The following is a 6,421-nucleotide window of genomic DNA, read 5'->3' on the forward strand; positions in this document are numbered from 1 at the left end:
GGGGGTTTGGAGATTAAAGTCCTAATTTTTCTAGAATGACTTTTTCATCTTTGAAGCCTACTAGCACAGATGTTCCATCCTTGACGAAAAGCGGACGTTTGAGGAGCATTGCATCTTTAGCGAATGCCTCGATCGACTGTTCGTCACTCCAAATCTTCTTTTCTTCACCCCTTCATCTCGGTAGGATTGGCCAGAGGTATTCCGCATGGGAGCAGAACCTAAAGATTTCACCCAGTTTTGGATCTGGTCACGGGTGGGCGGAGTTTCCTTGGTGTTGATGAATTCATAGTCAATGCTGTGGTTTTGCAGCCAGTTAAAAGCTTTTTTACAAGTGCCGCAGTTGGGAATGCCGTAGACTTGAAGGGACATAAAAAGTTAATCAACAATTTCCATGACATCTATATATATACACATTGTTAGTGTAAGTTCTTGCGATCGCCTACGGTGGGCTTCACTTGATCGGGTAGTATAATCCATCGTCACCAAAACGCCAACCACGAGAAGCGGGGTCTCTATGGCGGCTCCATGACTCAAACTCGGATGGACTTTTGCTTTCTCTCTCTCTGGAAAGGCTTAATTCATCAACACCCAATCTTCGAGCTAGATTTTCCCCAGTCAAAGACTGAATTTCTACTGATCTACCATGAAACTGATGAGATGATGAAAATTGCCTTCTGCCTGTATTTCCCTGGTGTCGAAGCTGCCCTAGTGCATTGTTAAGTTGGGCAAGGTTCTTGGCGACGGTTTCTAACTTTTCTTCCAAGTTACTTAGCTGTTGTGCTTGTTGTTGCGTGGATGTTGATTCTATACTTTGTTCTATACTCTGGGTGAGATGCCCCAAAACAGTTTCTATTTGCTGTAAGCGGTTCTCTATACTGCTTTCTATACTCGAAGTATTGTTTACTTGATTTGCTTCCAGTGCCGAGAGTCGGTTAATGATCTGATGTAGAACATCTTCTATACCGTTTTCAACAACTTCCGTCTCTCCTAGTATATGATGCAGACCCTGCGTTACCAACTCCGTTGCTGATATCTTGCGTTTTTTTGCTTCGGCTCTGAGTAATTCAACTAAAGGCTTGGGAAGTTTAAAATTTACTGATTCCCGTTCTATAGCCATTCAAACACCCACACTTCAGCAAGACCCATCTTTAGCTAGCTTACTGCGTACTGAAGAACAACTCAAAAAGTATTTTTACTTAAAATAAGTAAAAATACTGAAGCTATAAACAAGTTGCTGCATTTCAACTGGTTTGTTGAAGGCAGGTGGCACTGACAACTCTGTTGAAACAGCACCAACTGCCCCAAGTTAATATTTATCTGAGTAATTAGTATATAGCGCTTCTGGAATGGAAGCAATACACGCAGTTCAAGAGTGAGAGCAGATCCGATCTCTAAGCTATTTCCCTTGATTTTTGGGTACACTTACTTTTGTAGTTGCTACCGTGACATTACCAGCACTATCAGTAGCACTATAAGTCAGGGTATAAATACGACCATTGCCATTGCCCGAACGTTCTGCCCGTAGGAAAATCTGTCCATCTGAGCGAATTTCAATATCACCAGCAGTATCGCCATCACCCAAACCATTGTCGGGTTCGTTACTGGTTATCGATACTAATTTGACAGTGGGGTTAGCATCAAAGTCATCGCTCACATTGACTTGGACTTTGACTTGCACCATTTTGTGATTAGGTGGCCATAATTGGCCAGGTACAGTAGCAACAGTCAGTGTGGGTGAAGAATCATCATCCATAATTGTGCCTATTGCTTGAGCATCGGCGATATTGGCATTGATGGCTTGAGAAAGGTTCACAAAGAAATTCTCGTGAAGTTCGTCTAAGCGATCGCCTATAACTTGTACTGATACTGTTTTGGTAGTTTCTCCAGGGGTGAAGGTAAGAATACCGCTTGTTGCTGTATAGTCGCTTCCAGCTATTGCTGTACCGTTTGCTGTGTCATATTTGACACTGATTGCTTTTTGGGAAGCAGTATTCAGGCTCACGGTAAAGTTAAGTATTTGCGTACCGTTATGTCCTTCGGTGATGGTTGTGTCGCCAATGGTTATACTCGGTGGTGCATCGTTGTCAACAATTGTACCCAGAGCTATTTGATTAACAATTGTAGCATTAGTCGCATCGCTCAAATTGACGAAGAAGCTTTCATCAAATTCATCAATTGTGTCCCCTAGCACTTGTACCGTAATGGTTTTAGTTGTTTCACCTTTTTCAAAGTTAATTATACCGTTGGTAGCAGTGTAGTCATCAAGAGCGATCGCTGTCCCATCTGCTGTAGAGTATTTGACGGAGATGGGTTTACCGCTAGGTGCAGAAAGGTTAACAGTGTAGGTGATGCTTGTTGTACCGTTGTCTGTTTCGGTGATGGTTCTGTCACCTATGGTGATACTTGGAGAAGCGTCATCGTCCAAGATTGTAGCAGAGACTTTGTTATTAACAATTGTAGCGTTAATTACCGAGGTGAAATTGAGGAAGAAGGTTTCATCAAATTCATCTTTTGTATCGCCGAGAACTTGAACGGTAATAGTCTTGCTGATTTCGCCTGTTTCAAAGGTAATTGTACCGTTAGTAGTGGTGTAGTCGCTACTGGAGGTGGCTGTACCATCTGTAGTAGAGTAGTTAGCGGTAACAATACGCAGACTAGCTTGGTTTAGACTGGCAGTAAAGACTGCATACTTGTTACCGTTATCCCCTTCAACGATGGATATATCGCTAACTGACATTGTGGGCGGTTTCTTCACGCTCAAGGTCAATGTATCATTGGAGATTGCGCCGTCAGAGTCTTGAATCTTCAGGCTAACGATGTATTGACCATCCTGCGCGTATGTATGAGATGGGTTGAGAACCCCTGCAATTGATGCACCATCACCGAAATCCCAAGTAATATTGTGAGTATCTAGAATACCTGGGTCGGTGAATTTACCATCGAAGATAACGGGTTCATTGGTGTACATGATTTGGTCTACACCCGCATCAACTGTCGCGGCGACGTTATTGACTTTTGTAATTAGTGTTTGGGTAGTGGTAGCTCCATCAGTGTCGCCGACAGTCAAGGTGACGGTATAATTTCCATTATCTTTGAAGATGTGGCTGACATCAAATCCTTGTACGGGGCTAGAACCATCGCCAAAGTCCCAGGTGTAGGTGAGAGTATCCTTTCCTGCATCGGTAGCTGCGGCGGTGAAGTAGGCTGGTGTGCCTTCTGCTACTTCTGTTGTGCCTGTGAGTTGGGTAATTATGGGGGCGACGTTGTTGACGGTGACTGTGAGAGTGTCGATTGTTGATGCGCCTGCATTATCGCGTACTGTCAAAGTGACACTGTAAGTACCGTTTTGGGTATAAGTATGAGTCGGGTTGACAATACCTGTGGCGGTGTTACCGTCGCCGAAGTTCCACTCGATTGTATGGGTATCTAAGATGCCAGGGTCAGTAAAGCTACCATTGAAGGTGATGGTTTGTCCTTCGTTGGCGATGGAGTCTGTACCTGCGCTCACTGTGGGAGCAACGTTATTAACTTTAACATTAAGGGTTTGAATTGTGACTGCACCATCAGAGTCGCGTACTGTCAGGCTGACTGTGTAATCATCGTTATCCGCAAAGATGTGGCTGACAGATTGACCAACTAGTGGCCCAGTTCCATCGCCAAAGTCCCAGTTGTAGGTTAGATTATCGAAACCTTGGTCGGTTGCGATGGCATTAAAGTTAGCGATCGCGCCTTCATTAATTGTAATATCGCTGTTGATAGTATTAATTACAGGAGCGACATTGTTCACTGTGACAGTTAATGTATCGTTACTTACACTACCATCAAAATCGGTAATGGTAAGTTTAGCGGTATAAGTACCATTGTTGGCGTAAATGTGGGTGGGGGTGAGTGTACCGTTTATGGTATTTCCGTCACCGAAGTCCCAAGTGTAAGTGTGGGTGTCAAGAATACCTGGGTCTGTGTAAGTACCGTTGAAGGTGACTGTTTGACCTTCATTGGCAGTGAAGTCCGTACCAGCACGGACTGTGGGAGCTACATTGTTGACTGTGATGCTCAGGGTTTGGAAACTGGAGACACGAAGGCTATCCATCACGGTGAGGGTAGCGATGTACGTACCGTTGTCGGCGTAGGTGTGGGTAGCGTTTTGACCTTCTACTAATTGTGAATTGTCGCCGAAGTTCCAGAGGTAGGTAAGTTGATCACCTGGGTCAACTGCTGTGGCGCTAAAGTTGGCTGTTGTGCCTTCGGTGGTGGTTGTGTCGCCTGTAATTACCGTAATGACTGGGGCAATATTGTTGACTGTGATGTTGACGGTGGCGGTGTTGGATGTTAAACCGTCTGTGTCGGTGATGGTGTAGGTGAAGGTGTCTGTGCCGACAAAGGTGGGGTTGGGGGTATACGTAACTGTACCATCTCCTTTGATGGCGATCGCACCGTTGCTAGGATTGGTTTGGATGGTTAAGGTTGTGGGGTTGATGCTGCTGTCTGCGTCCGTATCATTACGGAGAATGTTGATTGTAACTGGTTGGGTTTGGTTGGTGGTGGCGCGATCGTTGTTGGCGACTGGGGCGATGAAGTCGTTGTCTAGGAGGATTACGTTGTCGAGGACGACTTTGGCATCTTTTGCACCGAAGCCAAGGAGGTCGAAGTAGAGGGTGGCGGTGGTTCCTGCTTGAATACCTGTGAGGTCTACTTTGAAGGTGAGGGGTTGGTTGAGGGTGAGGGTGCTGTTGGGGGTGGTGTTGACTAAGGTGACTTTGTTGCTGGTGTAGTATGTACCGTCGTTTTGGATGTTGAGTAGGGAGTCGGTTTGGGTGAGTCCGGTGACTGTGTTGATTAAGGATTGTTTGGTGTTGGGGTTGAGTAATGCTACCTCAAATGCATCACCTGGGGCTGTGGGAGTGTTTGCTCCCAAGGTGGTGTTTTTCAGGGTGAATTGCAGGTATTTGGCGTGTGAGGGGATGATAAAAGTTTGGGTGAAGTTGCTGTTAAAGGGGGAGTCTTCTGTGAGGACTGCGGCAGAATTGAGGATGGTGGCTGCACCGCGCGTTGTCCAGCCGTATTCGGGTTTGGTGGTGTCGGTTTCGGTGAAGTTGCCGTTGGTGATGTCTGCTAGGAGTATTGCTGTTAGGGGTGCTGGGCTTGTTCTGGTAATTGGGGTAATGGGTTGAGTATATGTGGGCTGGTAGTTTGTTGGGGTAACGGGGAGGAAGAATGGTTGGGGTGATGGGTTGGTTGGGCGTTGCGGTACTGAGGTGTTTATACCACGGATAGCGTTAATTATTTGTTGGTTAAGTAGGGATGGCAGTTTACGTACACCCGGTGCTAAGGTGTTGTTCATTAAATCGTAGGGGTGTACTGCTGCGTCGAGATGGCTCTCATCGGGGGACAGGTTGGCTGTGAAGTCTTTGCCAAGGAAGACTTTTTTGCCGTTAAGTGTTTTTACGTTGCTGTCGAATCCGGGGTTGCCGTTGATTATACCTAATAAGTGTCCGGTTTCATGGAGGATGGTGGTGAGGAGGTCGTATTTGCCGGATGCGTCGCCTGTGGTGGCGCGGTATGCTGTGTCGGTGAGGGTTTGGGCGAATTCGCTGTGATCAAGGGGGGTGGGATCGATGAACCAGTCGATTCCGTTAGCGTCGTGGTCGATGAGGATTGTGCCACCGTTGGGGCGACCGAAGGAGTCGAATTGGGTGATTTGGGCTTCGGCTAGTTGTCCAGTGGGGAGGTCGGTGATTTGAAGGTTGATGTTGAAAGTGGGCGTTTCTGAGTTGAGTAAATCTCCCCAAATATTATCAACACTATATTTAAGATTGGAAAAGAAATTGGAGGTTAATTCATGGCTTGGGAAATAACTGCTGAGGAGTTGTTGGCTCGGTATGCTGATGGAGAGCGCGATTTTCGAGGGATTGAGTTGATCCAATCCGAGGGTGTTCCCCTCGACAGTTCGATTGACCTCGAAGGCGCTATTTTGAGAGATATCAACTTGCGCGGAGCCTATTTGAGACAAGCCGATCTGTGTCGAGCTGATTTGACTGGAGCCGATTTGTTTGGTGTTTCCTTGGAAAGCGCTTGGTTGAAACGCGCTATTGTCAGGGATGCGAATTTGTATTCCGCCAACTTGCGTTGGTGTGACTTGACTGAAGCCGATTTGAGAGGAACCAACTTGGCTCAGATGAATGCTACTAGTGCTCTCTTCTGTGGAGCCAACATCAGTGGTTTCGAGTTCGCTATTCTGATTAAAACTAACTTCAGAGATGCTTACATCGCTCCAAACATTATTTGGAGTTATGGGAATTTTGTTTACGATACTACTATGCCCGATGGCACTATCAAAAGCGGTCCCTTTTTCGGAGAGTTTTAGTTCATCTTCAGTTGCAGCTATGAGTGACGCAGGTTTAATGACATTTAGTTTTGTCAA

At 46.0% G+C, this 6,421-nt stretch carries 3 protein-coding genes and 1 pseudogene; 1 reads left to right on the plus strand and 3 read right to left on the minus strand.

Annotation, left to right across the window (positions count from 1 at the left end; all coding sequences use genetic code 11):
- Positions 1 to 13: 13 nt before the first annotated feature.
- The 3 genes and pseudogenes from LC605_RS10040 to LC605_RS34140 all read right to left on the minus strand — a co-directional run bounded on the left by LC605_RS10040 (position 14) and on the right by LC605_RS34140 (position 5,341).
- Positions 14 to 369, minus strand: a pseudogene (locus tag LC605_RS10040) (Spx/MgsR family RNA polymerase-binding regulatory protein).
- 82 nt (positions 370 to 451) lie between these two features.
- Entirely contained in the window at positions 452 to 1,117 is a 666-nt protein-coding gene (locus tag LC605_RS10045) for a hypothetical protein (RefSeq protein WP_229547409.1), read from the minus strand.
- A 279-nt stretch (positions 1,118 to 1,396) separates the two neighbouring features.
- Complete coding sequence (locus tag LC605_RS34140; protein WP_369010351.1) at positions 1,397 to 5,341, minus strand: PKD domain-containing protein; 3,945 nt, start codon at positions 5,339 to 5,341, stop codon at positions 1,397 to 1,399.
- A gap of 498 nt (positions 5,342 to 5,839) precedes the next feature.
- On the opposite strand from LC605_RS34140, the gene LC605_RS34145 reads away from it, so the two are divergent.
- Positions 5,840 to 6,364, plus strand: a complete 525-nt coding sequence (locus tag LC605_RS34145; protein WP_369010352.1) for a pentapeptide repeat-containing protein — start codon at positions 5,840 to 5,842, stop codon at positions 6,362 to 6,364.
- The last annotated feature ends 57 nt before the right edge of the window (positions 6,365 to 6,421 follow it).

It is taken from the genome of Nostoc sp. CHAB 5836 (assembly GCF_020829445.1).
GTDB lineage: Bacteria > Cyanobacteriota > Cyanobacteriia > Cyanobacteriales > Nostocaceae > Nostoc.